Here is a 21833-nt window from a genome sequence, read left to right as displayed (position 1 = left end):
GCGGGGAAAGTCGCCTTCAGCTCGCGCCGCCGGGCTGCCACAGGATGTCGCCGTCCGGGTTCGCCAGCCGCGACAGGATGAACAGCAGGTCCGAAAGCCGGTTCAGGTACTTGATCGCCAGCTGGTTCGTCGTGGCCTGTTCGGCCTCGAACAGCGCCCAGCCGGACCGCTCCGCCCGCCGCGAGACAGTGCGGGCCTGGTGCAGGAACGCCGCCCCCGGGGTACCGCCCGGCAGGATGAACGACGTCAGCTTCGGCACGCGCTCGTTGAACTCGTCGCACCAGCCTTCCAGCCGCTCGATGTACCGCTCGGTGATCCGCAGCGGCTCGTACGGAGGGTTCTCCACGATCGGCGCGCACAGGTCCGCGCCGACGTCGAAGAGATCGTTCTGCACCCCACGCAGCACCTGCGTGATCTCTTCGGACAGTCCGCCCATCGCGAGCGCGAGCCCGATGACGGAGTTGGCTTCGTCGACGTCGGCGTACGCGGACAGCCGCGGCGAAGTCTTCGGCACGCGGGAGCCGTCGCCGAGCGCCGTGGTGCCGTTGTCGCCGACCTTCGTGTACACGCGGTTGATGCGAACGACCATGAAGCCGACTCTACCGGCCCGGCGTAAGGCAAATCCGGGCGAGAGGGCATGATTGGCGCCCATGAGCGAGCACTTCGACGTGCACGGCGGAGCACGGCTGGTCGGCGAGGTCGACGTGGTCGGGGCCAAGAACAGCGTCTTGAAACTGATGGCCGCGGCACTGCTGGCCGAGGGTACGACGACCATCACGAACTGCCCCCAGATCCTGGACGTCCCGCTGATGGGCGACGTCCTGCGCAGCGTCGGCTGCGACGTCGTCATCGACGGCGACACCGCCAAGATCACCACTCCGGCCGAGCTGTCGCACCGGGCCGATTCGGCCGCGATGGGCAAGCTGCGCGCGTCGGTGTGCGTACTGGGCCCGCTGGTCGGGCGGCTCAAGCAGGCCGTCGTGGCGCTGCCGGGCGGTGACGCCATCGGTTCCCGGCCGCTGGACATGCACCAGAACGGCCTGCGCAAGCTGGGCGCGACCAGCACCATCGAGCACGGCTGCGTCGTGGCGAAGGCCGACGGCCTGCGCGGCGCGCAGATCTGGCTGGACTTCCCGAGCGTCGGCGCCACCGAGAACATCCTCATGGCCGCTGTGCTCGCCGAGGGCACCACGGTCATCGACAACGCCGCGCGCGAGCCCGAGATCGTCGACATCTGCAAGATGCTGACCGAGATGGGCGCGAAGGTCGAAGGTGCCGGCACCTCGACCCTCACCGTCGAGGGCGTCGAGAAGCTGAACCCCACCGAGCACCGCGTGATCGGCGACCGGATCGTCGGCGCGACCTGGGCGTTCGCCGCCGCGATGACCCGGGGCGACCTGACCGTCCGCGGCGTCAACCCGCACTACCTCGACCTGGTCCTCGACAAGCTCCGCCTGGCGGGCGCCGAGGTCGAGACGTTCGACGGCGAGGGCTTCCGCATCGTCCAGAACGAGCGCCCGAAGGCCGTCGACTGGGTGACGCTGCCGTACCCCGGCTTCGCGACCGACCTGCAGCCGTTCGCGGTGGCGCTGTCGGCCGTGTCCGAAGGCACCTCGATGATCACGGAGAACATCTACGAGGCCCGGTTCCGGTTCATCGAAGAGATGATGCGGCTTTCCGGCGACGCGCGCACCGACGGGCACCACGCCGTCGTCCGGGGTGTCGAGAAGCTTTCGAGCGCTCCGGTGTGGGCCGCGGACATCCGCGCCGGCGCCGGGCTGGTGCTGGCCGGGCTGTGCGCGGACGGGGTCACCGAGGTCTGGGACGTCTTCCACATCGACCGCGGTTATCCGCATTTCGTGGAGAACCTGAACCGGCTCGGCGCCCGGATCGAGCGCGTCGCGGGCGAGCCCGAGCGCGCCTAGCTTTCCAGCGCCAAAGCAGCGCCGAAACCGACCAGCGCGGTTCCGGTGACGCCGTCGAGCGCGCGGCGGACCTTGCGGCGTTCCAGCCAGGTCCGCACGCGGTGCACGAAGAACAGCAGCGTCAGCAGCCAGATCGCGCCCAGCACCGCGACGGTGTAGGCGAGCAGCAGCGCGTCCCACGCCGAGGTCGTCACGGGATCGAGGAACTGCGGCAGCACCGACAGGTACAGCACGAGGACCTTCGGGTTGGTGATGTTGGAGAGGAAGCCTTCACGGAAGCGGCGGAACCCGCTCGTCCGGTGCTGCTTCACCGCCGAGACGCCGGAGTAGTCGCCCCGCCAGGCGCCGCGCAGCGCCTGGAAACCGAGGAAGACCAGGTAGGCGGCGCCGACCCATTTGAGCGTCACGAACACCGGCTGCGACTGCGAGATGACGACGCCGAGACCGAGCGCGGCGGCGGTGCCCTGGACGGAGTTGGCGACGAAGATCCCCGCCGTGGCGAGGAAACCGCCGCGGGTACCGCCGGAAAGCGAGTTCTTGAGCATCACCATCGTGTCCGGCCCCGGCGCGAGGACGATCAGGACGACGATGAGCAGATAGCTGCTGTACGAACTCCAAGTCACGGTCCTTCACGCTAGCCGCCGGGCGTGGGCGAGTCTCGCGGATTTCGGTCACAGTCGCCGGTCGCGGGTGGCACTGGGCCGGGGCGATCCTGACGGTAGTGAAGGGCTCCTTCACTACCGTCAGGGTAGGCAAGGAGGCCTTCACGGACTGGGGTCAAGCGCAGCCAGAACCCGGTAGGTACCTATGACACTCTTGGCCCTGACCCGAATCGCCACTCACGACCCACGCGGGGCAAGCGGTAGCGCCGGTGGACCGTCGTGCGACCGACGATCGGCCACTGCGCCCTCCCGGGAACGACGGGTAGGGTGCGATGCCATGCATGAGGGGCAGATCGACCTCCTTCCAGGCGAACGGGTCATCTGGGCCGGGCACCCGGTGCGCAGGCCTCTCTTCAATCCCGGCGACTACTTCAACGTTCCCTTCGGCCTGCTCTGGCTCGGCGGCGTGACGCTGTTCTTCTCCGGCAACCACGGGACGGCGTTCCTCAAAGCCGCGTGGGCCGTGCTCACCGTCGCGGGTTTGTCCCTTCTCGTCGGCAGGCCGCTGATCCGCTCTCTCAGGCTCGCCTCGACCACCTACGCCGTGACCGACGGCAGGGTGATCGCGACCAGTTCGCTGGTCCGTCGCAAGGAGGAGTCCGCGGAGCTGGCCGGACTCGCGGATCCCGTCGTCACCCCGGGGCCCGGCAAGACCGGGACGATCACGTTCGGCAGGCTCGGCGTGCTGACCTGGGCGTCGGCGAAGCCACCGGTCATCCTTGTGGGTGTCAGCGAAGTGGCGAAGGTGCGGGAAAAGCTCGCGAAAGCCGTGGACGAGGCACGACAGCGTCAGCAGCCCCCGGAGGTCCACGCCGTCGGAGAATGACCCGACTGTGTGCAATTCAACTGCGCGAGTGATGTTACCGGCCGGTACACTCAGACGGTCGTCCAGTGCCGGAGGTGTACCGTGCCCTATCCCACGGACCGTGAGCGGGACCGCCCCTGGGTGATGCGGACCTACGCGGGCCACTCGTCCGCGGCCGCGTCCAACGAGCTGTACCGGCGCAACCTCGCCAAGGGGCAGACAGGTCTCTCCGTCGCCTTCGACCTGCCCACGCAGACCGGCTACGACCCGGACCACCAGCTGTCCAAGGGTGAGGTCGGCAAGGTCGGCGTCCCGGTTTCGCACCTCGGCGACATGCGGCGCCTCTTCGACGGCATCCCGCTCGCCGAGGCCAACACGTCGATGACGATCAACGCGCCCGCCATGTGGCTGCTGGCGCTCTACGTCTCCGTGGCGCGCGAGCAGGCCGAGGCCGAGGGCCGCGACGTGGACGAGGTGCTCGCCAAACTCACCGGCACCACGCAGAACGACATCATCAAGGAATACCTCTCCCGCGGCACCTACATCTTCCCGCCGGGACCGAGTCTGCGCCTGATCACCGACATGATCGCGTGGACCGTGCACCACGTGCCGAAGTGGAACCCGATCAACATCTGCAGCTACCACCTGCAGGAAGCCGGCGCGACGCCGACGCAAGAGGTCGCGTACGCGTTGTGCACCGCCATCGCCGTCCTCGACGCGGTCCGGGATTCCGGGCAGGTCGAGCAGGCGGACATGGCCAAGGTGGTCGCGCGGATCTCGTTCTTCGTCAACGCCGGGGTGCGGTTCGTCGAGGAGCTGTCGAAGATGCGCGCGTTCACCGCGCTCTGGGACGAGATCACCCGGGATCGTTACGGTGTAACGGATCCCAAGGCGCGACGCCTGCGCTACGGCGTTCAGGTCAACTCGCTGGGCCTGACCGAGGCGCAGCCGGAGAACAACGTCCAGCGCATCGTCCTGGAGATGCTCGCGGTCTCGCTTTCCCGCGGTGCCAGGGCCCGCGCGATCCAGCTGCCCGCCTGGAACGAGGCGCTCGGCCTGCCCCGGCCGTGGGATCAGCAGTGGGCGCTGCGGATGCAGCAGGTGCTGGCGTTCGAAACCGACCTGCTGGAGTACGAGGACATCTTCGACGGTTCGCACGTCATCCAGGCCAAGGTCGACGAGATCATGGCGGGCGCGCGCGAGGAGATCGCGCGGGTGCAGGATCTCGGCGGCGCTGTCGCGGCCGTCGAGAGCGGCTACATGAAGTCCCAGCTCGTCGCCTCGCTCGCGGAGTTGCGGCGCGGCATGGAGAACGGCGAGCGGATCCTGGTCGGGGTCAACAAGTTCGAGACCACCGAGCCCTCCCCGCTGCAGGCCGAAGGCGCCAAGGCGATCGAAACGATCGACCCCGCCGTCGAGAAGCAGGCCGTCGCCGCGATCGAGGAATGGCGGGAGAACCGCGACCACGCGGCCGCCGAGTCTTCGCTGGAAAAGCTGAAGGCCGTCGCGAAGACGTCGGAAAACCTGTTCGAGGCCACGATCGACTGCGCCCGTGCCGGGGTCACCACCGGTGAATGGTCGGGCGCGCTGCGCGAGGTTTACGGCGAATACCGCGCTCCCACCGGGGTTTCCGCTTCGGCGGCCGCGGGCGAGGGCAACGCGGAGATCCGCCGTGTCCGCGACAGGGTCAAGTCGACGAGCACCGAGATCGGTGAGCGGCTGCGGATCCTGGTCGGCAAACCCGGTCTCGACGGGCATTCCAACGGTGCCGAGCAGGTGGCCGTCCGGGCGCGCGACGTCGGTTTCGAGGTGGTGTACCAGGGCATCCGGCTCACGCCGGAACAGATCGTCGCGGCCGCCGTCCAGGAGGGCGTGCACGTGGTCGGTCTTTCGGTGCTCTCGGGTTCGCATCTCGAGGTCGTGCCGCAGGTCGTGGACGGGTTGCGGGCCGCGGGCGCGGGCGACATCCCGGTCATCGTCGGGGGCATCATCCCGCCCGACGACGAGAAGCTCTTGCTGGAGCGGGGAATCGCGAAGGTGTTCACGCCGAAGGACTACGAGCTCACCGACATCATGGACGGAATTGTCGGATTGGTGCGGGAGCGCCACGGTCTGAGCACGTAAAGTCACCGTAAATCTCGGTACCGTAACGGCGGATGGTTCGTCACCCGCTCACGCTGCCCGGGCAAAGGTACCCACCTACGTTTCGATTAAACCGATTAATCGAAAAGAGGTGCGGCTATGGCGCACGGCGAGTGGTCGAGGCGGGAATTCTTCCGGCGGTCCGCGGTGCTGGGGGCGGTGACGATCGGCGGTCCGGTTCTGTTGTCCGCGTGCACATCGACGTCCTCCGGTGACGCGCTCCAAGCGGCCAAGGACGCGAAGAAGATCAAGATCGGAATCGCGAACGAAGCGCCTTACGGATTCACTGATCAGAGAGGCAAGGTCACCGGTGAGGCACCGGAAGTCGCTCGCGCCGTTTTCAAGGCCATGGGCATCGACAACGTGGAAGCCGAAGCGGTCTCCTTCGACCAGCTGATCCCCGCGCTCAACGCCAGGAAGTACGACATCGTCGCGGCCGGGATGAACATCAAGAAGGAGCGGTGCGACGCGGCGGCGTTCTCGATCCCCGACTACTCGGCGCTGACGGCTTTGCTGGTACCCAGGGGAAATCCGCAGCAGGTGCTGAAGTTCGAGGACATCGCGGCCAAGAAGGTCAAGGTCGCCGTGCTCTCGGCGGCCGTGGAAAAGGGGTACGCCACCGACTCCGGTGTCGCCGAAGACCAGATCGTCACCCTCGATTCGCAGGACAACATGCTCCGCGCGGTCACCGACGGCCGGGTCTACTGCGCCGCGCTCACCGACATCTCGCTCAAGGACGTCCTGGCGAAGAGCCCGGGTGCCGCGGCGGAGGTGACGCCGGGCTTCGACCCGATCAAGAACGGGCAGCCGGTCGTCTCCGCCGGCGCGTTCGTCTTCCGCAAGGACGACAATCCTCTACGCGAGGCGTTCGACGCCGAACTCAAGAAGCTGCACGACAGCGGCGAATGGACCAAGATCGTGACGCCGTTCGGGTTCTCGGCGGACAACCTGCCGAAGGCCGACGTCACCACCGAGAAACTCTGCGCGGTGTAACGGGGCTGACGTCATGTCGTCGTCGGTATCGCACATCATCACGTCCGTCCTCAGTGGACTGACCGCGACCGTCACCGCCACGCTCGGCGGGATCGCGCTCACCGTGGTGCTCTCCCTGGTCGCCGGGCTCGCGCTGAGATCGCCGTCCCGGCTGGTTCGCGGGATTTCCCGCGTCTACGTCGAAATCTTCCGCGGCACCTCGGAAGTCGTCCAGCTGTTCTGGCTCTACTTCGTCCTTCCGGTGCTGATCGGGTTCCAGCTCGTGCCGTTGTTCGCCGGGATCCTGGTGCTGGGGCTCAACCACGGGGCCTACGGCGCCGAGATCGTCCGCGGTGCGGTGAATTCCGTGCCACGGGCGCAGTTCGAGGGTGCCATCGCGCTCAACCTGACGCCCGCCCAGCGGATGCGGCGGGTGATCCTGCCGCAGGCGTTCGCGGAGATGCTGCCACCGTTCAACAACCTGTTCATCCAACTGCTGAAGAGCACCGCCCTGCTGTCGTTCATCGCCGTTCCGGAGATGGCGCGCCAGGGTGAACTGCTGCGGCCGGTGTTCGGTGCCGACCTCGGCTGGATCTACGGCACCGAACTCGTGCTCTATCTCCTGCTCGCGCTGCTGATCACCAGCGGGATGCGGCTGATGGAACGGCTCGCGGCCCGGCGCCTCGGCCGGGCTCCGGCCAAGATGACGGCCACCGCGGGAGGTGTGTGATGGACTGGAGCTGGGAAGCGGCCGCGAATTCGATTCCGCTGCTGCTGGACGGGCTTCTCGTCACCGTCGAGATCACCCTGCTCGCCTCGGTGGTCGGGTACGCGCTCGGCCTGGTGTTCGCGCTGATCCGCCGCTCGGGGATTCCCGTGCTGTCCCAGGCGGTCCGGCTGTTCATCGAATTCGTCCGCAGCACGCCGTTGCTGATCCAGGTGTTCGCGATCTTCTATGTCGTGCCACCGTTGACGGGGTTCACGATGTCGCCGTTCGTCACCGGTGTGGTGGCACTCGGCGTGCATTACGCGACCTACGCGGCCGAGGTCTACCGGGCCGGCATCGAGGCCGTCCCGAAAGGACAGTGGGAGGCCGCGACCGCGCTGAACCTGCCGAGGTCCCGCGTGTGGACCGCGGTCGTCCTGCCGCAGGCCGTCCCGCGGGTGCTGCCCGCGCTCGGCAACTACACGATCTCGATGTTCAAGGAAACCCCGTTGCTACTGGCGATCGGCGTCGTCGACGTCCTGGCGAGGGCGAAGGAGGTCGGTGCCGAAACGTTCCGTGTCATCGAGCCGTACACCCTGGCCGGGGTGCTGTTCCTGCTGGTGAGCCTGCCGGCTTCGATTCTGGTGAGAAGGTTGGAGCGACGTGCCGCCCACAGTTGATTCCCCGATGATCCGGTTCTCGCAGGTGGTCAAGTCCTATGGCGACCACGTCGTGCTGCGCGACCTCGATTTCACCGTCGCACCGGGGGAATTCGTCTCGCTGATCGGGCCGAGCGGGTCCGGGAAGACGACGATCCTGCGGCTGCTGATGACCTTGGAGAAGGTCGACGGCGGCACCATCGAGGTCTGTGGCGACTACCTGAGCCACTTGAAGCGCGACGAGAAACTGGTGCCCGCCGACGAGGAGTACCTGCGGGACGTGCGCAAGCGGATCGGCATGGTGTTCCAGCAGTTCAACCTGTTCCCCAACATGAACGTGCTGCGCAACATCACCGAGGCGCCGATCCACTCGCTCGGCGTCTCGCGGGACGAGGCCGAGGCGAGGGCCGTCGAACTGCTGGAAATGGTGGGGCTCACGGACAAGAAGGACGCGCACCCCACGCGGCTCTCCGGCGGCCAGCAGCAGCGCGTCGCGATCGCCCGTGCGCTCGCGATGCGGCCGGACGTGCTGCTGCTGGACGAGGTGACTTCGGCGCTCGACCCGGAACTGGTCGCCGACGTCCTGCGCGTGCTGCGCGAGATCGCGACGTCCACCGACATCACGATCCTTTGTGTCACGCACGAAATGCAGTTCGCGCGGGACGTCTCGGATCGGGTGATGATGTTCGACGAGGGACAGGTGCTGGAGGACGCCGCGCCGGAGAAGCTGTTCAACGACCCGGAGCACGACCGGACGCGGCGGTTCCTGAAGGCCGTGATCGACCGCGCGTGAGCCGTTGGTCTCGTGAGTGGTGAGACGGTTCTGACCGTCCTCACCACTCACGAGGCGCTCAGGATCTCCTTCGTCGAGGTGACCGTGGCGAACCCGCCGCCGTGCAGGTTCGTCGCGGTCGCCCGGTACAGCTCGTCGGCGGTCAGGACGCCGCCGTCCGGCCCGGCGAGGTCGAAGGTGAACGTGGCGTCGAGCGCGAAAGTCACGTCGTAGCCGAGGTTCCCGCCGACGCGCGCGGTGGTCTCGCAGCAGAAGTTCGTCTGGATCCCGGCGAGTACGAACGAGGTGATGCCGCGGGTCTTCAGCCAGCCGTCGAGGTCGACGTCGCCGTGGAAGGCCGAGTTGACCTTCTTGCCGAAGACCAGATCCGCGCGCACACCGTCGAGTTCGGGCTTGAAGTGGTTGCCCTCCTGTCCTGGCTGCAGCGACGAACCGGGCTTCACGGAGTCGTGGTGCACCAGCACGATCGGCAGTCCGCGCTCCTGCCAGGCGTCGACGAGCGCCTTGATGTTGGCCTCCGCGCCGGGGTTGTTGCGGGGACCCCAGACGGGCTTGTCGAAGCCGCGCTGGGCGTCGATCACGAGCAGGGCCTTGGTTTCAGTGGTCATGGCTACGAGTCTCGTTCCCGTGGCGGCCGGCGAGGGAGTGGCAGAAGACGCGCGATGCGGTACTTTTCTGCCATGCGAACCGTGGGTGTGCTCCTCCTGCCGGGCAGCCGGTCCTTCGATCTGGGCGTGATCGGCGAGGTCTGGGGCGTGGACCGGACCGACAGCGGCATCGGCCCCTTCGAGGTCCGGCTCTGCGCGCCCGGTCGCGAGCGGGTCGCCATCCACCCGTTCGGCCAGGTCGAGGCGACCCATGGGCTGAGCGGACTGGTGGGCTGCGATCTCGTCCTCGTACCCGGCAGGGTCGATCCGCACGCCGAGGTGCCCGCGGCCGCCGTCGCCGCGTTGCGCAAGGCGCACCGGGCCGGGATCACCGTGGCGTCGCTGTGTTCCGGCGCCTTCACCCTCGCCGCGGCCGGGCTGCTCGACGGCCTGTCCGTCACCACACACTGGCGGCTGCTGGACGCCCTCGAAAACGCCGCTCGTGACGCCGTCGTCCAGCGGGACGTCCTGTTCACCGACGAGGGTGACGTGCTGACGTCCGCCGGCGTGGTCGGCGGGCTGGACCTCTGCCTGCACCTGGTGCGCCGCGACCACGGCGCCGAGGTCGCGGCCGCCCTCGCCCGGCGGCTCGTGATGCCGCCTGCGCGGGAAGGCGGGCAGCGGCAGTATGTGGACAACCCGTTGCCGCCCAAGCCGTCGCGGCCGAGCGTTTCGTCCACAATGGACTGGGCGCTGGAGCGGATCGCCGACGACATCGGCGTCGACGACCTGGTCGGTCATGCCGGGCTCAGCGAGCGGACCTTTCATCGCGAGTTCGCGGCGGCCACCGGGGTGACGCCGGGGCGCTGGCTGCGCGCGCAGCGGGTCCGGCTCGCGCGGCGCCTGCTGGAGACGACCGAGCTCCCGGTCGAGCGGGTCGCGCAGCGCTCCGGCCTCGGCACCGCCGCCAACCTGCGGCGACGGCTCCGGGCCGACGTCGGCGTCGGGCCCGATTCGTATCGCCGGACCTTCCGGTCGGTTACCGTCGAAGCATGGCCGAGTACGAGCACATCCTCGTGAAGCGGGACGGCGACACCGTCACCATCACCATGAACCGCGCCGCGCGGCGGAACTCGCTGTCGGCGGACCACCTCGCCGAACTGCTCGCGGCGTTCCGCGAAGCCGGGGCGACCGACGCCACCGGGATCGTCCTGGCGGGTGCCGGGCCGGTGTTCTCGGCGGGACACGACTTCGGCGACGTCGCCGCGCGAGACCTGATGGGCGTGCGTGAGCTGTTGCGGCTGTGCACCGACCTGATGGGCACGATGCAGTCGGTGCCGCAGGTCGTCGTCGCGCGGGTGCACGGACTCGCGACCGCCGCGGGCTGCCAGCTGGTGGCCACCTGCGACCTCGCCGTCGCCGCCGAGTCCGCCGGCTTCGCCCTGCCCGGCGGCAAGGCGGGCTGGTTCTGCCACACCCCGGCGGTGCCGGTCGCCCGCTCGATCGGGCGGAAACGGCTGATGGAACTGGCGCTCACCGGCGACGTCGTCGACGCCGCGACCGCACTGGACTGGGGCCTGGTGAACCGTGTGGTCCCGGACGACTCGCTCGACGAAGCCGTCGCTTCGCTGCTGGCGCGCGCGACGCGGGGGAGCCGGGCGAGCAAGGCGATGGGGAAGCAGACCCTTTACGCGCAGCTGGACCGGCCCGAGGCCGACGCCTACGCGCTGGCGCTGGAGGTGATGGCCTCGGCTTCGCAGCTTCCCGGGGCGCGGGAGGGCATGGCGGCTTTCCTGGAGAAGCGTTCCCCGGTCTGGCCCGACTGAGCGCGCTCCGCACGCGCGGGTGGGCAGGTCAGAGGCGTTCGCGCATGAGCAGCAGCGTGTAGGCGGCCAGCGTCTGCGCGTCGGTGATGTCACCCGAAGCGATCATCTTTTCGAACTCCTCGCGCTCGAACCACGCCGTCCGCATGTCCTGCTCCTCGACCTCGCGCTGGGTCTCACCCTGCGTGAGGTCGGTGGCCAGGAACACGCGCCCGCGCTGGCTCGACATACCGGCGGCGACGTCGGTCACGCCGAGGTCGGCCATCGAACCCGCGAGCAGCCCGGTCTCCTCGCGCAGTTCGCGGGCGGCGAGTTCGGGTGGCGGGACGTCGGCCCGATCGGGGGCGGTGCCCATGGGGAACTCCCAGCGCCGCAGCCCTAGCGGATAGCGGAACTGCTCGACCAGGTGAAACCTGGCGCCGTCGAAGGGGATGATCACCGCGCAAGTGGGTTTGTCGACGACCGCGTAGATCCCTTCGGAACCATCGAGCCGCCGGACGGCGTCCTCGCGCACGGTCATCCAGTTGTTCCGGTACACCTCACGCGAGCTGACACGCTGAACGGGGTCCATGCGCATAGTATCGCCATGCTTGTCCTACCCTCGCGTGGTGCGCCTAGTGATCGCTCGCTGCCAGGTCGACTACGCCGGCCGTCTGACCGCCCATCTGCCGATGGCCACCCGGCTGTTGCTCGTCAAGGCCGACGGCTCGGTGTCCGTGCACTCGGACGACCGCGCCTACAAGCCGCTGAACTGGATGAGCCCGCCGTGCTGGCTGATCGAGGACGGCAAGCTGTGGATCGTCGAGAACAAACAGGGAGAGAAGCTCGTCATCAAGATCGACGAGATCTTCCACGACCACGCCCAGGAACTCGGCGCGGAACCGGGACTGCAGAAGGACGGCGTCGAGGCGCACCTGCAGGAACTGCTCGCCGAGCACATCAAGACCCTGGGTGACGGCTACACCCTGGTGCGGCGGGAGTTCCCGACCGCGATCGGGCCGGTCGACATCATGGCCCGCGACGCCGACGGTGCCAGTGTCGCCGTCGAGATCAAGCGGCGCGGCGAGATCGACGGCGTCGAGCAGTTGACGCGGTACCTCGAACTGCTCAACCGCGACCCGCTGCTGGCGCCGGTGCAGGGCGTCTTCGCGGCGCAGCTCATCAAGCCGCAGGCCCGGGTGCTGGCCGAGGACCGGGGCATCCGGTGCCTCACGCTGGACTACGACGCGCTGCGCGGTATCGAGTCGGACGAGTTTCGCCTGTTCTGAGCCAACTTCGCTGAAGAGTCGAGATCCAATCGAGTCCTCGGTTTTGTATCTGCATTCTTTCCCGCACCACAGAATGCCCAAAAGGGCGGCGAGAAATTAACGAACTCGACTCGTCCTGCAAAAGAACCAGCTGTTTCTGTGCCATTCGGGTGAACGCCGGATTGCTCGGTCTCGCGTTGTGCCACACTCGATTTCCGCGAGGGGTACCGCCGATCTGCGGCGGTCGTGGGTGCAGGGGTGATGTGCCATGGCTGATTCTCCGAAGTGCGTCGATCTGGTGCTGGAAGGCGGCGGCGTCAAAGGCATCGCGTTGCTGGGCGCGGTGCTGGAGTTGCACGAAGCCGGCTATTCGTTTCCCCGGATCGCCGGCCCGATCGGCGACGGGGTCGACCTGCTCTTGCATGACGGGATGCACACCGGTGACTATCTCGCCGAATGGCTCACCCCGGTGCTCGACGAGGTGGACGTGCGTACTTTCGCAGATCTCGCGATCGAGGATCCCGAGAGTACTTTGCTTCCGTATCAACGGTATTCGCTCGTCGTCCACGTCAGCGACCTGACCCGCCGCGTGCTCGTCCGGTTGCCTTGGGACTACTCCCAGTACGGCCGTGATCCTGGCGAGGAAAAGATCGTCGACGCCGTTCGCGCGTCGATGTCGATCCCGTTCTACTTCCGGCCGGTGCAGTTCGGCGTCCGCCCCGAGGGCACGGTCACCTGGGTCGACGGCGGTCTGCTGTCGAACTTCCCGATCACCGTCTTCGACCGGACCGACACGAAGGAGCCGCGGTGGCCGACCTGGGGCGTGAAGCTTTCCGGTGAACCCGTGGGCGGCAGGGACAAACCGGTGAAGAGCGCGTTGCGGATCGCCATCGGTTCGCTCGAAACCCTGCTTTCGGACTGGAATCGTTACCGGTCGCACGAGGAAGGTGTGAACCGGCGGACGGTGTGCGTCGACACGACCGGCGTTTCCGCCGTCGACTTCGGGCTCGGCGAAGAGGAGAAGAAGCGCCTCTTCGAAAACGGGCGGGAGGCCGTGCGGAGGTTTCTGGAAAAGATTGTGCCGCAGTGACTCGCCGGCGGTATTCCGGTGGGATGAGGGATAGGAGGATCCCATGCGTTATCGCCCGATCGGCAGTGACCCGGCGGACGGCCGCCTCGGCCGGTTCGTCCCGGATGACTGGCGCCACGTCGACAGCTATCCGCTGACCGCGCTGGCCGCCGAGGACCGGCCCACCCGGTCACCGGTCGTCATCGGCGTCAACTGGTACAAGGAATTCGACGTACCGGAGAAGGACGAGAAGTCCGGCGAGTTCTTCGTCGCGAAGGGCGGCGCGAAGTCGCTCACCAAGATCCGCGGCGGGCACTGCGTCTGCCTCGAACCTGGCGAATCGGCCGACGGCGACACCCAGTACGCCTTCTACGACCAGGGCAGGGAAGGTGCTTGCGTCGGTTTCGGCTGGTCGCGCTGCATGACGCTGTTCAACGGCGACCTCTACGCCGCGCGGTGGCTGTGGGACCAGGCGAAGCTGCGCGACGAATGGGAAGAGACCAATCCCGGCGACAACAACGGCACGTCCGTCCGCGCGGCGGCCGAGGTGCTGCTCGAACTGGGGCACGTCACGTGGGCCGAGGCCTACGCCAGTGACGACTACGTCAAGCGGGCCGCCTACACGCCCGACGTCAAGAACGGTATCCAGGCCTATCGCTGGGCGAAGACCGTCGACGAGGTGCACGAGGTCCTCGGCAACCCGCGTGCCGACGAACTCGGCGCCGTGCCGTTCCTCAACTCGTGGGGTCCGAGCTACCCACACCGCACGTACCTGCCGGACGACGTCCTCGCCCGGTTGATCAAGGAGGACGGCGAAGTAGGCCTGCCCACGGACCGGTAAACCCCCACCGGTCACGGGAAAGGGCTGTTCCGGATGCGGAGCGGCCCTTTTCCGCTGACCTGACGGCCCGGCGGTGAAGAGCCGGCGTCGCGCGGCGGACGCGGGACCGGGGCGATGAACGCGTGACGATCCGGCGGCGACAGGACGGGAATTGTCAAGAACCGCCCCGAAACAGACACTTCCGGTCAGTCGTCACCCACCCGCGCTGCCGTTCCTGAATCCATGCAGTATGGTCCGCGATTGACGCGATACCGGCGTTTCTCGTGAACATTTTCACTATGGAGGTGGGTCGGTTGCACGTGCTGGCCGATGCGAATCTGCGGCTCGACGCGAGTCCTATCGACTACGTCCTGCTCGCCTTCTATTTCGCACTGGTGCTCGGCATCGGGTACATGGCGCGAAAGTCGGTCTCGAGCAGCCTTGACTTCTTCCTCTCCGGCCGCTCGCTGCCCGCCTGGGTCACCGGCCTCGCCTTCATCTCGGCGAACCTCGGCGCGGTCGAGATCATGGGCATGTCGGCCAACGGCGTGCTCTACGGCCTGCCGACCGTCCACTACTTCTGGATCGGCGCGATCCCGGCGATGCTGTTCCTCGGCATCGTGATGATGCCGTTCTATTACGGCTCGAAGGTCCGCAGTGTCCCGGAGTTCATGCTCCGCCGGTTCGGCAAACCCGCCCACCTGGTCAACGGCATCAGCTTCGCGAGCGCGCAGATCCTCATCGCCGGCGCGAACCTGTTCCTGCTCGCCAGCGTGGTGAACCTCCTGCTCGGCTGGCCGCTGTGGGTGTCGATCCTCGTCGCGGCCGTGGTCGTGCTCTCCTACACCGCGCTCGGCGGCTTGTCCGCCGCGATCTACAACGAGGTCCTGCAGTTCTTCGTGATCGTCGCGGCGCTGCTGCCGCTGACCATCGTCGGCCTGGTCAAGGTCGGCGGCTGGCAGGGCCTGGTCGACAAGCTCAGCGCGGATCCCGGCGGCGAGGCGCAGCTGTCCTCTTGGCCGGGTGACAACCTCACCGGCTTCGGCAACAGCTTCCTCTCCGTCCTCGGCCTCGTCTTCGGTCTCGGTTTCGTGCTCTCGTTCGGTTACTGGACGACGAACTTCGTCGAGGTCCAGCGCGCGATGGCGTCGAAGAGCATGTCGGCCGCGCGGCGGACGCCGATCATCGGCGCCTTCCCGAAGATGCTGATCCCGTTCATCGTGATCATCCCCGGCATGATCGCCGCGGTCACCGTGTCCGAGTACGTCCAGGACAAGCAGATCCTGCTCGACGGCGGCGATGCGCCCAGCGGGGTCACCGCGAACAACGCGATCCTGCTGTTGATGCGCGACCTGCTGCCCAACGGCATGCTCGGCGTCGCGATCGCCGGTCTCCTCGCGTCGTTCATGGCCGGGATGGCGGCGAACCTGAGTTCGTTCAACACCGTCTTCACCTACGACATCTGGCAGTCGTACGTGAAGAAGAACGAGTCGGACGGCTACTACCTCCGCCTCGGCCGCGTGGTCACCGCGGCCGGCACCGTGCTGGCGGTCGGTACCGCGTTCATCGCGTCGAACTCCGGGAACATCCTGACCTACCTGCAGGACCTGTTCTCCTTCTTCAACGCGCCGCTGTTCGCCACCTTCATCCTCGGCATGTTCTGGAAGCGGATGACGCCGACGGCGGGCTGGGTCGGCCTTGTCGCCGGTACCGCGTCCGCGATCACCGTGTGGCTGCTGTCGCAGGCCGGGGTGCTCGGGCTCACCGGGCAGGGCATCAGCTTCGTGGCCGCCGGTACGGCGTTCGTCGTCGACATCGCGGTCAGCGTCGGGGTCTCGCTGGCCACCGCGCCGAAGCCGGAGTCACAGCTGGTCGGCCTCGTCTACTCCCTCACCCCGAAGGAGTCGCTGAAGCACGACGAGACCGGCGACGACGCGGGCTGGTACCGCAAGCCGGGCCTGCTCGCGGGCATCGTGCTGATCCTGACCATCGCGCTCAACATCATCTTCTAGGAGGCCGGAGATGGCTGCGTCCCAAGCTCCCAAGAAGGCCGGCGTCTTCGACATCCGGCTGATCATCGCCCTGCTCATCGGCGGCTACGGCCTGGTGCTCACGATCATGGGTATCGGCTTCACCACCGAAGAGGAGCTGGCCAAGGCCGCCGGGGTCAGGATCAACCTGTGGGCGGGCATCGGCATGCTGGTGTTCGGGCTGCTGTTCGTCCTGTGGGCGAAGCTGCGGCCCATCGTGGTGCCGCCCACGTCCGAAACCGGCGAGGACGGCGAATAGCCGGGTTGTCCGGACAGCGCCGGGGCGGTCCGGCTACCGTGCACTTCGTGCTGCTCAACGCTCGACGTCGCCGGATCGCGTCCGTGCTGGCCCTGGTCGCCGCGCTCGGCGTGCTGTCGGCCTGCGGTCAGAACCTCGGCAAGTCCAACTTCGCCCGCACCACCGCCGCCGCCGAAGCCGGTTCCGGTGGTGAGGTGCCGAGCGGGGACATCAACGACCCGGCGGTCACCCCCGCGGTGATGCGCACGATCGACCCGTGCCCGCTGGTGGGCAAGGACGTGCTGAGCGGCCTCGGCACCCCGGAGGACCCGCGTCCGTCGCTCACCTCCTTCGGCACCTGCACCGGGAAGGCCACCGACGCCGGTGGCAAGAAGTTCTCGGTCAGTATCGACATCGGCTCGTCGACCTTCTCTTCGGCCAGTAACGCGGTCGTCTCGGCGGTCGAAGGGCTGCCGCAGATCGAGCGGAAGAACAAGGACGGCAACAGCTGCGACATCGGCATCATGACGCTGCGCAAACCCGAGCGCGGGATCAGTTTCCTGGTCACCTACGACGGTGGTGACCCTTGCGCGACCGGGCGGGCGGTGGCGGCCAAGGCCGTGAAGAGCCTGCACGCGTCGCCGGCGAAGTTCCCCGCCGGCGCGGGCTCACTGACCACCGTCGACCCGTGCGCCGTCGCGGACCCCGCCGTCCTCGCCGAGGTCGTGCCGCACGGCGCGACCTCGCTGAGCAGCTTCCACTCCTGCGACTGGACCCCGGGCTCCAACCCGCGGATCTCCATCGGCTTCCGCCACGGCCTGCCGCCGGAGGAACGCGACGGGACCAAGAAGATCGACATCGACGGGATGGCCGCGTACCAGAAGGTCGGCACCACCGGCGACGCCGAGTGCAAGATCGAGTGGCAGCACAAGCCGTGGGCCGACGAGGGCGTCGAGATCGTCAGTGTGATCTACAAGAACTACGACGAGAAGAAGGATGAAGCGGCGTCCTGCGGCAAGGCCACCAAGATCGCCAAATCGGTGATCTCCAAGCTGCCGAAGCCCTGAACCTGGCGGCATCCGGCCGGGAGAGGTAGGAAGGGGACACCCCACCCGCCGACGGCCGGAGGCCACCTTGAAGAAGATCATCAACGACCCGAAAACGGTGGTCGCGGAATCCTTGCGCGGCCTCGCCGCGGCACACGCGGACATCCTGCGTGTCGAGGACGACCCGGCGATCGTGGTGCGCGTGGACGCGCCCGTGGCGGGCAAGGTCGCGGTGATCTCCGGCGGTGGTTCCGGGCACGAACCGCTGCACGGGGGCTTCGTCGGGCAGGGCATGCTCGCGGCCGCCGTCCCCGGCCCGGTGTTCACCTCGCCGACGCCGGACGCCGTCGAAGCCGCCGTCAAGGCCACCACCGGCGACGCGGGCGCGCTGCTGATCGTGAAGAACTACACCGGCGACGTGCTCAACTTCGAGACCGCCGCGGAACTCGCCGCCGCCGAGGGGCTGGACGTCCGCAGCGTGGTCATCGACGACGACGTCGCGGTCAAGGACTCCACCTACACCGCCGGCCGTCGCGGCGTCGGCGGCACGGTGCTGCTGGAGAAGATCACCGGTGCCGCCGCCGAACGAGGCGACGCGCTCGACGCGGTGGAGGCCTTGGCGCGCAAGGTGATCGGCCAGGTCCGCTCGATCGGCGTCGCGCTCACCGCGCCGACCGTGCCGCACGCGGGCGAGCCGAGTTTCGACCTCGCCGACGACGAGATCGAGTTCGGCATCGGCATCCACGGCGAACCCGGCATCGAGCGGACAGCGGTGGTGACGGCCGACGAACTCGTCGCCCGCATGGTCGAAGCGATCGTCACGGACCTGCCCTTCGGTGAGGGCGACAAGGTCCTGCTGTTCACGAACTCGATGGGCGGCACCCCGCTGGTCGAGCTGTACCTGGCCCACGGGATCGCCGAGCGGCTGCTGGCCGAGCGTGGGATCGTGGTCGAACGGCGCCTGGTGGGGCCGTACATCACCAGCCTCGAGATGCAGGGGATGAGCCTGACGTTGCTGAAACTGGACGACGAGCTGACCGAGTTGTGGGACGCGCCGGTGAACACCCCGGCCCTGAGGTGGGGAATCTGATGGCCTGCACCGCCGAGACGCTCGCCGCCGCCTTGCGGGCGGCCGCCGTGGTGATCGCCGAGCATCGCGCCGAACTGGTCGACCTCGACCGCGCGATCGGCGACGCCGACCACGGCGAGAACCTGGACCGGGGGTTCACCGCCATCGTGTCCGCTTTGGACACCGCGAGTCCTGAAACCCCGGCCGCGGTCGTGAAACTGGCCGCCACGACGTTGATCTCGAAGGTCGGCGGTGCGGCGGGCCCGTTGTACGGCACGGCTTTCCTGCGCGCGTCGGTCAAGCTGGGCACCGCGGCCGAAATGGACGGTCCGCTGCTCGTCGAGGCCCTGCGCGCGGCGCTCGAAGGAGTGCAGGCGCGGGGCAAGGCCGTCGGGGGAGACGCGACCATGGTCGACGCGCTGATCCCGGCCGTCTCCGCCGCGGAGGAGGCCTCCGGTGAGGACCTCGCGGCGGTCCTGACCGCGGCCGCCGACGCCGCGGACAAGGGCGCCGAGTCCACTGTGGATCTCGTGCCGCGCAAGGGCCGGGCGTCGTACCTCGGCGAGCGCGCGAAGGGGCATATGGACCCCGGCGCCCGCTCGACGGCGCTGCTGCTGCGCGCGTTCGCGGAGGCCGCCAAGTGAGCGTCGGAATCGTGCTCGTCTCCCACAGCGCCAAAATCGCCGAAGGACTCGCGGAACTCGCCGCGCAGATGGCGCCGGACGTCACCATCGTGGCGGCGGGCGGCCTGGCGCAAGGCGGGATCGGAACGGATTACGACGAGGTCGTCGCCGCGACGCAACGCGCGGATTCGGGGGCGGGCGTCGTCCTGCTGTACGACCTGGGCAGCGCGCAGATGACAGCGGACCTCGCCGTCGAATCGCTCGCCGACCCGTCGGCCGCGGTCGTCGTGGACGCGCCGCTCGTCGAGGGCGCGATCGCCGCCGCCGTCGCGGCGCAGGGCGGGGCGGATCGCCAGGCCGTCGCCGATGCCGCGGCCTCGGCCGGTGCCCCACCCGATCTGACGCTCGACAGCGGCGCGCAGGAGGGCGAGAGCAGTGTCGAGCTCACGCTGCGGAACGACGTCGGACTGCACGCGCGGCCCGCCGCCGTCCTGGTCCGGAGCATCGCGGGTCTCGACGCGGAGGTCACCGTGCGGCTGGGCGAGGAGACCGCGGACGCCAACAGCGTGCTCGCGCTGATGGCGCTCGGCGCACGTCAGGGCGACCGGATCGAGGTCCGCGCCAGGGGTACGCAGGCCGAGGAAGCGCTCACCAAGGTCAAAGACCTCGTCGACCAGAACTTCGGCGAGTGACACTTACTCGATTCGGAGGGTGACAGCGGCTGCTTTCCGCGCCCCGGCATGGCACGATCGGAGAAACTACCGACGAGTAACCTCCGGAGGCCGGTTGTGGCGCGGGAAATCTCGAGTGTGGGAGTAATCGGTCTCGGCACCATGGGCGCCGGGATCGCCGAGGTGCTCGCGAGGAGCGGTGTGTCCGTCGTCGCGGTCGAGATCGACGACGACGGCGTGCACCGGGGCCGTGGCCATCTGGAACATTCGACCGAACGGGCGGTGTCCGGCGGCAAACTCGACGCCGACGGCCGGGACGCGTTGCTGGGCCGGATCCGGTATACCACGTCGCTGACCGAACTGTCCGATGTGGACCTGGTGATCGAGGCCATTCCGGAGAACCTCGAAGCGAAAACCGACGTTTTCGCCGAGCTGGACAAGATCACCGGCCCGGACACGATCTTCGTCTCGAACACCTCCTCGCTGTCGATCACCGAGATCGGCGTGCGCACCGCGCGGCCGGGCAAGGTCGTCGGGATGCACTTCTTCAACCCGGCGCCGATCCTCAAACTGGTCGAGATCGTCCGCACCGTCGTCACCGAACCCGACGTGATCACCGACGTCGTCGCGTTCGCCGAACGTCTCGGCAAGACGCCGGTGGTGATCGGCGACCGCGCCGGGTTCATCGCGAACGCGCTGCTCTTCGGGTATCTCAACCACGCCGTGCGGATGTTCGAGCAGCGCTACGCCACCCGTGAGGATCTCGACGCGGCGATGCGGTTCGGCTGCGGCTATCCCATGGGGCCCTTGGCTTTGCTCGACCTCATCGGGCTGGACACCGCGTACGAGATCCTCGACACGATGTACCACCAGTCGCGCAACCGGCTGCACGCGCCGGCGCCGCTGCTGAAGCAGATGATCACCGCCGGGCTGCTCGGCCGGAAGACGGGCCAGGGTTTCTACACCTACGACGAGCCCGATTCGCCGACGGTGACCGACGCGGTCACGAAGTCCACAGTGGACACCGTGGCGCCGCGGGAAGTGCGCAAGGTCGGCGTCGTCGGGACCGGGACCATGGCGACCGGCATCGTCGAGGTGTTCGCGAAACGCGGTTACGAGGTCATCCTGCGGGCACGGAGCGCGGAGAAGGCCGCCGCGTCGGTCGCGCGGGTGAAAAAGTCGCTGGACAAGGCCGTCGTCAAGGGCAAACTGTCCGAGGAGGACGCTGCCGCCGCGCTCGGCCGGATCTCGCCCGCGGTGGAGTTCGACGAACTGGCCGACGTCGACCTCGTCGTCGAGGCGGTGGCCGAGGACCTGGCCGTCAAGCAGGCCGTCTTCGCCGCGCTCGACGACGTCGTGAAACCGGGCGCGGTCCTGGCGACGACGACGTCCTCCCTGCCGGTCATCGAATGCGCCGCGGCCACGTCGCGGCCTTCGGACGTGGTCGGCGTGCACTTCTTCAACCCGGCGCCGGTGATGAAACTCGTCGAGGTCGTCTCGACCATCGCCACCGCGCCCGACGTGATCGCGACCGTCGACGCCGTCTGCGCGGCCGTCGGCAAGCACCCCGTGCACTGCGGCGACCGGGCCGGGTTCATCGTCAACGCGCTGCTGTTCCCGTACCTGAACGACGCGGTGAAGATGCTCGAAGCGCACTACGCGGAGGCCGACGACATCGACACCGCGATGAAGGTGGGCTGCGGCCTGCCGATGGGCCCGTTCGAACTGCTCGACGTCGTCGGGCTCGACGTTTCGCTGGCGATCCAGCGGACCCTGTTCAACGAATTCCGGGAGGAGGGCTTCGCGCCCGCGCCGCTGCTGGAGCACCTGGTGACCGCCGGACGGCTCGGCCGGAAGACGGGGAAGGGCTTCAAGGACTACTCGGCCCGGTAGGTCTCTCTGGCGCGCGGACGCCGTCCCGGATGTCATGAAAGGGTCGTTCAAGA

Annotated in this window: 23 protein-coding genes; 19 read left to right on the top strand and 4 right to left on the bottom strand. The window is 68.1% G+C overall.

Going from position 1 to position 21833, the window contains the following annotated elements:
- Positions 1–16 precede the first annotated feature (16 nt).
- Positions 17–589, bottom strand: coding sequence for a cob(I)yrinic acid a,c-diamide adenosyltransferase (locus ACFOSH_RS32720; RefSeq protein WP_378243534.1), 573 nt, complete (start codon positions 587–589; stop codon positions 17–19).
- A gap of 61 nt (positions 590–650) precedes the next feature.
- On the opposite strand from ACFOSH_RS32720, the gene murA reads away from it, so the two are divergent.
- Positions 651–1925, top strand: a complete 1275-nt coding sequence (gene murA, locus ACFOSH_RS32715; protein ID WP_378243532.1) for a UDP-N-acetylglucosamine 1-carboxyvinyltransferase — start codon at positions 651–653, stop codon at positions 1923–1925.
- Here murA and ACFOSH_RS32710 read toward each other — a convergent pair.
- Entirely contained in the window at positions 1922–2548 is a 627-nt protein-coding gene (locus tag ACFOSH_RS32710) for a LysE family translocator (protein ID WP_378243530.1), read from the bottom strand. The genes murA and ACFOSH_RS32710 overlap by 4 nt on opposite strands.
- Positions 2549–2864: 316 nt before the next feature.
- On the opposite strand from ACFOSH_RS32710, the gene ACFOSH_RS32705 reads away from it, so the two are divergent.
- From ACFOSH_RS32705 to ehuA, 6 genes are all read left to right on the top strand, one after another.
- A complete protein-coding gene (locus tag ACFOSH_RS32705; RefSeq protein ID WP_378243528.1) occupies positions 2865–3413 on the top strand; it encodes a hypothetical protein in 549 nt (182 codons plus the stop codon).
- Between the two features lie 81 nt (positions 3414–3494).
- Positions 3495–5516 carry a protein meaA gene (locus ACFOSH_RS32700; RefSeq protein WP_378243526.1) on the top strand — a complete coding sequence of 674 codons (2022 nt, stop codon included), beginning with the start codon at positions 3495–3497 and terminating at the stop codon, positions 5514–5516.
- A 117-nt stretch (positions 5517–5633) separates the two neighbouring features.
- The gene (gene ehuB / locus ACFOSH_RS32695) at positions 5634–6527 is read left to right on the top strand and encodes an ectoine/hydroxyectoine ABC transporter substrate-binding protein EhuB (protein WP_378243524.1); all 894 of its coding nucleotides are present in this window, start codon (positions 5634–5636) and stop codon (positions 6525–6527) included.
- Between the two features lie 13 nt (positions 6528–6540).
- Entirely contained in the window at positions 6541–7236 is a 696-nt protein-coding gene (ehuC, locus tag ACFOSH_RS32690; RefSeq protein ID WP_378243522.1) for an ectoine/hydroxyectoine ABC transporter permease subunit EhuC, read from the top strand.
- Positions 7236–7892 (top strand): ectoine/hydroxyectoine ABC transporter permease subunit EhuD, encoded by a 657-nt coding sequence (ehuD, locus tag ACFOSH_RS32685; protein WP_378243520.1) that lies wholly within the window; start codon positions 7236–7238, stop codon positions 7890–7892. The genes ehuC and ehuD overlap by 1 nt, the downstream gene beginning before the upstream one ends.
- Before the next feature lie 7 nt (positions 7893–7899).
- Positions 7900–8664, top strand: a complete 765-nt coding sequence (ehuA, locus tag ACFOSH_RS32680) for an ectoine/hydroxyectoine ABC transporter ATP-binding protein EhuA (RefSeq protein WP_378243597.1) — start codon at positions 7900–7902, stop codon at positions 8662–8664.
- Between the two features lie 47 nt (positions 8665–8711).
- Here the strand turns inward: ehuA and ACFOSH_RS32675 are convergent, their stop codons facing one another.
- Positions 8712–9272, bottom strand: coding sequence for a cysteine hydrolase family protein (locus tag ACFOSH_RS32675; protein WP_378243518.1), 561 nt, complete (start codon positions 9270–9272; stop codon positions 8712–8714).
- A 72-nt stretch (positions 9273–9344) separates the two neighbouring features.
- On the opposite strand from ACFOSH_RS32675, the gene ACFOSH_RS32670 reads away from it, so the two are divergent.
- On the top strand, positions 9345–10331 hold the full coding sequence (locus tag ACFOSH_RS32670; RefSeq protein WP_378243516.1) for a GlxA family transcriptional regulator: 987 nt from the start codon (positions 9345–9347) through the stop codon (positions 10329–10331).
- Positions 10304–11077 carry an enoyl-CoA hydratase-related protein gene (locus ACFOSH_RS32665; protein ID WP_378243514.1) on the top strand — a complete coding sequence of 258 codons (774 nt, stop codon included), beginning with the start codon at positions 10304–10306 and terminating at the stop codon, positions 11075–11077. Before ACFOSH_RS32670 ends, ACFOSH_RS32665 begins: the two co-directional genes overlap by 28 nt.
- Before the next feature lie 28 nt (positions 11078–11105).
- Here ACFOSH_RS32665 and ACFOSH_RS32660 read toward each other — a convergent pair whose 3' ends face one another.
- Complete coding sequence (locus ACFOSH_RS32660) at positions 11106–11645, bottom strand: NUDIX domain-containing protein (RefSeq protein WP_378243512.1); 540 nt, start codon at positions 11643–11645, stop codon at positions 11106–11108.
- Positions 11646–11682: 37 nt separating this feature from the next.
- Here ACFOSH_RS32660 and nucS point away from each other — a divergent pair, with 37 nt between their 5' ends.
- The 10 genes from nucS (at position 11683) to ACFOSH_RS32610 (ending at position 21780) form a co-directional block, all read left to right on the top strand.
- Positions 11683–12342, top strand: a complete 660-nt coding sequence (gene nucS, locus ACFOSH_RS32655; RefSeq protein WP_378243510.1) for an endonuclease NucS — start codon at positions 11683–11685, stop codon at positions 12340–12342.
- A gap of 247 nt (positions 12343–12589) precedes the next feature.
- A complete protein-coding gene (locus tag ACFOSH_RS32650) occupies positions 12590–13411 on the top strand; it encodes a patatin-like phospholipase family protein (RefSeq protein WP_378243508.1) in 822 nt (273 codons plus the stop codon).
- Positions 13412–13454: 43 nt separating this feature from the next.
- Complete coding sequence (locus ACFOSH_RS32645) at positions 13455–14231, top strand: hypothetical protein (protein ID WP_378243506.1); 777 nt, start codon at positions 13455–13457, stop codon at positions 14229–14231.
- Positions 14232–14524: 293 nt separating this feature from the next.
- Positions 14525–16222 carry a sodium:solute symporter family protein gene (locus ACFOSH_RS32640; protein ID WP_378243595.1) on the top strand — a complete coding sequence of 566 codons (1698 nt, stop codon included), beginning with the start codon at positions 14525–14527 and terminating at the stop codon, positions 16220–16222.
- Positions 16223–16232: 10 nt separating this feature from the next.
- The gene (locus ACFOSH_RS32635; RefSeq protein WP_378243504.1) at positions 16233–16499 is read left to right on the top strand and encodes a hypothetical protein; all 267 of its coding nucleotides are present in this window, start codon (positions 16233–16235) and stop codon (positions 16497–16499) included.
- A 47-nt stretch (positions 16500–16546) separates the two neighbouring features.
- A complete protein-coding gene (locus tag ACFOSH_RS32630; RefSeq protein ID WP_378243502.1) occupies positions 16547–17545 on the top strand; it encodes a DUF3558 domain-containing protein in 999 nt (332 codons plus the stop codon).
- A 67-nt stretch (positions 17546–17612) separates the two neighbouring features.
- On the top strand, positions 17613–18614 hold the full coding sequence (gene dhaK / locus ACFOSH_RS32625) for a dihydroxyacetone kinase subunit DhaK (protein WP_378243500.1): 1002 nt from the start codon (positions 17613–17615) through the stop codon (positions 18612–18614).
- On the top strand, positions 18614–19237 hold the full coding sequence (gene dhaL / locus ACFOSH_RS32620) for a dihydroxyacetone kinase subunit DhaL (protein ID WP_378243498.1): 624 nt from the start codon (positions 18614–18616) through the stop codon (positions 19235–19237). The genes dhaK and dhaL overlap by 1 nt, the downstream gene beginning before the upstream one ends.
- On the top strand, positions 19234–19908 hold the full coding sequence (dhaM, locus tag ACFOSH_RS32615; protein ID WP_378243496.1) for a dihydroxyacetone kinase phosphoryl donor subunit DhaM: 675 nt from the start codon (positions 19234–19236) through the stop codon (positions 19906–19908). Before dhaL ends, dhaM begins: the two co-directional genes overlap by 4 nt.
- A 96-nt stretch (positions 19909–20004) precedes the next feature.
- On the top strand, positions 20005–21780 hold the full coding sequence (locus ACFOSH_RS32610) for a 3-hydroxyacyl-CoA dehydrogenase family protein (protein WP_378243494.1): 1776 nt from the start codon (positions 20005–20007) through the stop codon (positions 21778–21780).
- Positions 21781–21833: the final 53 nt, after the last annotated feature.

Origin of the sequence: Amycolatopsis speibonae (genome assembly GCF_042647925.1) — a bacterium.
GTDB lineage: Bacteria > Actinomycetota > Actinomycetes > Mycobacteriales > Pseudonocardiaceae > Amycolatopsis > Amycolatopsis speibonae.
This window is presented reverse-complemented; position numbering and strand designations above follow the sequence as displayed.

What these genes read in the sequence shown, in the direction of transcription:
- ACFOSH_RS32720 (WP_378243534.1), bottom strand. Translation starts at nt 589, where the DNA reads ATGGTCGTTCGCATCAACCGCGTGTACACGAAGGTCGGCGACAACGGC.
- murA (WP_378243532.1), top strand. Translation starts at nt 651, where the DNA reads ATGAGCGAGCACTTCGACGTGCACGGCGGAGCACGGCTGGTCGGCGAG.
- ACFOSH_RS32705 (WP_378243528.1), top strand. Translation starts at nt 2,865, where the DNA reads ATGCATGAGGGGCAGATCGACCTCCTTCCAGGCGAACGGGTCATCTGG.
- ehuB (WP_378243524.1), top strand. Translation starts at nt 5,634, where the DNA reads ATGGCGCACGGCGAGTGGTCGAGGCGGGAATTCTTCCGGCGGTCCGCG.
- ehuC (WP_378243522.1), top strand. Translation starts at nt 6,541, where the DNA reads ATGTCGTCGTCGGTATCGCACATCATCACGTCCGTCCTCAGTGGACTG.
- ehuD (WP_378243520.1), top strand. Translation starts at nt 7,236, where the DNA reads ATGGACTGGAGCTGGGAAGCGGCCGCGAATTCGATTCCGCTGCTGCTG.
- ehuA (WP_378243597.1), top strand. Translation starts at nt 7,900, where the DNA reads ATGATCCGGTTCTCGCAGGTGGTCAAGTCCTATGGCGACCACGTCGTG.
- ACFOSH_RS32675 (WP_378243518.1), bottom strand. Translation starts at nt 9,272, where the DNA reads ATGACCACTGAAACCAAGGCCCTGCTCGTGATCGACGCCCAGCGCGGC.
- ACFOSH_RS32670 (WP_378243516.1), top strand. Translation starts at nt 9,345, where the DNA reads ATGCGAACCGTGGGTGTGCTCCTCCTGCCGGGCAGCCGGTCCTTCGAT.
- ACFOSH_RS32665 (WP_378243514.1), top strand. Translation starts at nt 10,304, where the DNA reads ATGGCCGAGTACGAGCACATCCTCGTGAAGCGGGACGGCGACACCGTC.
- ACFOSH_RS32660 (WP_378243512.1), bottom strand. Translation starts at nt 11,645, where the DNA reads ATGGACCCCGTTCAGCGTGTCAGCTCGCGTGAGGTGTACCGGAACAAC.
- ACFOSH_RS32650 (WP_378243508.1), top strand. Translation starts at nt 12,590, where the DNA reads ATGGCTGATTCTCCGAAGTGCGTCGATCTGGTGCTGGAAGGCGGCGGC.
- ACFOSH_RS32645 (WP_378243506.1), top strand. Translation starts at nt 13,455, where the DNA reads ATGCGTTATCGCCCGATCGGCAGTGACCCGGCGGACGGCCGCCTCGGC.
- ACFOSH_RS32635 (WP_378243504.1), top strand. Translation starts at nt 16,233, where the DNA reads ATGGCTGCGTCCCAAGCTCCCAAGAAGGCCGGCGTCTTCGACATCCGG.
- dhaL (WP_378243498.1), top strand. Translation starts at nt 18,614, where the DNA reads ATGGCCTGCACCGCCGAGACGCTCGCCGCCGCCTTGCGGGCGGCCGCC.